At 75.9% G+C, this 3836-nt stretch carries 4 protein-coding genes; 3 read left to right on the top strand and 1 reads right to left on the bottom strand.

Annotated elements, in window-relative coordinates; all coding sequences use genetic code 11:
* Nucleotides 1-130 precede the first annotated feature (130 nt).
* Complete coding sequence (locus HW445_RS21685) at nucleotides 131-889, bottom strand: ABC transporter ATP-binding protein (protein ID WP_180222645.1); 759 nt, start codon at nucleotides 887-889, stop codon at nucleotides 131-133.
* A gap of 174 nt (nucleotides 890-1063) precedes the next feature.
* Here HW445_RS21685 and HW445_RS21680 point away from each other — a divergent pair, with 174 nt between their 5' ends.
* The 3 genes from HW445_RS21680 to HW445_RS21670 all read left to right on the top strand — a co-directional run.
* Nucleotides 1064-2386 (top strand): histidine kinase, encoded by a 1323-nt coding sequence (locus tag HW445_RS21680; RefSeq protein WP_180222644.1) that lies wholly within the window; start codon nucleotides 1064-1066, stop codon nucleotides 2384-2386.
* On the top strand, nucleotides 2383-3129 hold the full coding sequence (locus HW445_RS21675) for a response regulator transcription factor (RefSeq protein WP_180222643.1): 747 nt from the start codon (nucleotides 2383-2385) through the stop codon (nucleotides 3127-3129). The genes HW445_RS21680 and HW445_RS21675 overlap by 4 nt, the downstream gene beginning before the upstream one ends.
* A 150-nt stretch (nucleotides 3130-3279) precedes the next feature.
* The coding region (locus HW445_RS21670) for an FAD binding domain-containing protein (protein WP_180222642.1) at nucleotides 3280-3836 on the top strand (557 nt) is incomplete at its 3' end.

Here is a 3836-nt window from a genome sequence, read left to right as displayed (position 1 = left end):
GCGCCGGAGACCGCGACCAGGGTGCCGCCGAGGAGGGACGCGGCCACCGCCATCATGACGGCCAGGCCGATCACGATGCCGGGCACTCTGCGGCGTCCCACGCCCGAGCGCACCACCCGGCCCGGAGCGCTCATCGGGCCCGCTCCGCGGCGACGCCGCCCTCGGTGGCGCCCTCGGGGGCGCCCGAGCCGTCGATGCCGTCGATGCCGTCGGAGGCCCGGTCGGCGGTGATCCGGCCGTCGACCAGGCGGATCGTGCGGGTGGTGCAGGACCGGGCCAGCGCCAGGTCGTGGGTGACCACGACGACGGTCTGGCCGTCGGCGTTGAGTTCGGTGAGCAGCCGGGCGACGTCCCGTCCCGACGCCGTGTCCAGTGCCCCGGTCGGTTCGTCGGCCAGCAGCAGCGGAGGCCGGTTCATCAACGCCCGTGCCACCGCGACGCGTTGGCGTTCGCCGCCGGACAGCCGGGACGGGTGGGCGTCGGCGTGCCGGTCGACGCCGAGCACTTCCAGCAGTTCCTTCGCCCTCCGTGCGGCCTCCCGCCGTCCCATGCCCGCGAGGTGGGCGGGCAGAAGGACGTTGTCGGTGACGGTCAGGTCGTCGAGGAGGTTGAAGAACTGGAAGACCATGCCGATCCTGGCCCTCCGGTGACGGGCCGCCGCGGCCTCGCCGAGGCCGTCGATCCGCACGCCGTCGACGGCGACGCTGCCGCTGTCCGGCCGGTCCAGTCCCGCGACCAGGTTGAGCAGGGTGGACTTGCCGCTGCCGGACGGCCCGACGACCGCGACCGACTCCCCCGCGCGCACGGTGAGCGACACGTCGTCCAGGGCCGGTGGCCCGTCGTCGTACCTGCGGATCACGTCGCGTAGCTCGATCACTGGCGCGGTCATGGCGGCTCCCTCGGTGTGCATCCGTGTCCCGCCGGACGCTAGGCGGGCGGGTGCGGCAGGCGCGTCGGCCCGCCGGGGCATTCGCGTGGCACGAGGGGACGACATCCGACGGCGTCGTCCCTGGGACGTAGTCGTCAGGAGGACTCCGGGCGCCCGTGGTGGCCGGTGGGGAGGATGCCGCGGGGCCGGCGCGTGGGCGAGAATGCCCCGGTGACGAGTGTGTCGGTGGCGGACCGGCTGCGGGACGGGATCGGGTCGCTGTGGCGCCCGACCGGTCCGCTGCCGCGCCCTGCCCGGCGCGGTCTGCTCTTCGACGCCGCCCTGGTGCTGGTCTTCGGCACGGTGATGCTGAGCTGGGCGCTGACCACCGGGTCCCTCCTGGTGGCCGGGGCCACCGACGGCGTGGCGCCGCTGGTCCGGGCCATGGGGGCGAGCAGCGCGACCGCCGCGGCGTCGCTGACCGTCGCCGCCTGGGCGCCGCTGGTGCTGCGCCGCCGCTGTCCGCTGGCCACGCTGTGGGTGGTGACCGGTGTGGCCGTGCTGACGCCGCACGACGCGCGGCGGCTCGTCTTCTACGCCTGCGTCGTCGCCGCGTACAGCGCGGCGGCCTACAGCCCCTACCGGGTGCTCACGCTGGTGAGCCTGCCGGTGCTGGTGTTCGCCGTCGCCGGCGGCGCCGAGGGCGTGCGGGTGTCGCCGACGACCCCGGTCCCCGACCAGTACGTCCCGCTGCTGGTCCTCGTCCCGCTCGTGATGGCGACCGTCGGGCTGCGCGGCTGGATGCTCAGGGCCGAGGAGAGCCGGGTGCGGATGTCCGTGCTGGAGCGGGACCGGGCCGAGGAGCTGCGCCGCGCGGCGGAGCACGAGCGCGCCCGCATCGCCCGCGAGCTGCACGACGTGGTCACCCACAACGTCAGCATGATGGTGATCCAGACGGGCGCGGCGCGGGCGGTGATGGACAAGGCCCCCGGCCAGGCCCGTGAGGCGTTGCTCGCGGCCGAGGCCGGCGGCCGGGCCGCCATGACCGAACTGCGGCACGTCATGGGCCTGCTCACCATGGACGCCGGCGAGGGGGCCGCCGCGGGAGCGGCCGGGGACCTCGCGCCCCAGCCCGGTCTCGACCAGCTGGAGACGCTGGTCGCACGGGTCCGCCAGACCGGCGTCCCGGTGGAGCTGACCGTCACGGGCACGCCCCGCGACGTTCCCGCCGGGGTCGGCCTGGCCGCCTACCGCGTGGTCCAGGAGGCGCTGACGAACACCGTCAAGCACGCCTCCGGCGCCGACGCGGCGGTGACCGTCGAACACGGCGCGGGGTTCCTGCGCGTGGAGGTCACCGACACCGGAGGCCCCCCGTCGGCGTCCGCCGCCACCGGCAACGGGCGGGGGCTGATCGGCCTGCGCGAGCGGCTCGCCCTGTACGGCGGTAGCCTGCGGGCCGGCCGCCGCCTCACCGGCGGCTACCGCGTGACCGCACTGATCCCCCTGGAGACAGCATGACCGCGCCACCACGGGTGGTGATCGCCGACGACCAGGCTCTGGTGCGCACCGGCTTCCGCATGATCCTCGCCGCGGACGGCGTCGACGTGGTCGCCGAGGCGGCGAACGGGGCCGAGGCCGTCGACGCGGTCCGGCGCACCCGGCCCGACGTGGTCCTGATGGACGTCCGGATGCCGGAGATGGACGGCCTCGAAGCCACCCGGCGGATCCTGGCCGGCGGCGCCTGCGACCCGCCCCGCGTGATCATCCTGACCACCTTCGACCTCGACGAGTTCGTGTACGCGGCCCTCGCGGCGGGGGCGAGCGGCTTCCTCCTGAAGGACGTCACCCCCGAGCACCTGGTCTCCGCCGTGCGCCTGGTCCGCACCGGCGACGCGCTGCTGGCGCCTGCCATCACGCGTCGCCTGGTCGAGCGGTACGCGCGGCAGGCCGCGGGTCCCGGACCGGCCGCCGCTCGGGGCCAGGGCTCCGCGGCCGGCGAGCTCCACCGCGACCTCTCCGTGCTCACCCCCCGCGAGCTGGAGGTGCTGAGGCTGCTCGCGCAGGGCCTCAGCAACGCTGAGCTCGCCGCCCGCCTCCACCTGGCCGAGACCACCGTGAAGACCCATGTGGGCCGTGTCCTCGCCAAGCTCCAGCTCCGCGACAGGGTGCAGGCCGTCGTCGTCGCCTACGAGACCGGGCTGGTCGGTCCCGCGCGCCGGACGGTCCCGCTCGGGGCCGACGGGGAACCGCTCACGCCGTAGACCCGGTGGGGATCGGCCGTCTCCGGGCGCGGCGGCCCCGACCTCCCGGTGGTGCCCAGCGGGGGTGCGCGGCGGGTCGGTGCGTGGAGGCGCCCGCGGCCGGGTAGGTCCCCACCGGCCTGTCGCCTCGCGGAACGAGGGGGATCCCCCGTGCGTCTGCTCCTGCCCGCATCCGTGTCCGAAGCCCGGGAGTGTCTGGCCCGAGGGGCCGTCCCGGTAGGAGGCGCCACCCTGGTGTGGGCCGCCTGGCAGCAGGACGGCTTCCCGGAACTGGCCGTCTCCCTGCGCCACGTCCCGGAGGCCAACGTCGTCTCCTCCGAGTCGCTGGGCTCGGCGGTGATCCTGGGGCAGATCGACGACCGGGTCCCGGGAGTCCTGCGCCGGGCCGCCGGCACGGTGGGGACCGGCGCGGTGCGCCGTACGGCCACGGTCGGCGGCAACGTCGTCGGCAGCTCCCTGCGCTGCCTGCTCCCCGCCGCGCTGGCGCTGGACGCCCGTGCGACGGTGCTGGAGCCGGACGGCGTCTTCCGGACCGACCTGGCCGAGGTGGTCGCCAAACGCAAGGTGCTGCTGAGCCTGGAGTGGCGCAGGCCGGTCGCCGACGGGTACCGGAAGCTGCCCGCGGAGGCGGGGGGACCGCCGCCCTTCGTCGTCGCCGTCGCCGTGCACGCCGCGGAGGACGGCGTCGGCCGTCGCCTCCGGGTCGC

The organism is Streptomyces sp. UH6 (genome assembly GCF_013421635.1).
Lineage (GTDB): Bacteria > Actinomycetota > Actinomycetes > Streptomycetales > Streptomycetaceae > Streptomyces > Streptomyces abyssomicinicus.
This window is presented reverse-complemented; position numbering and strand designations above follow the sequence as displayed.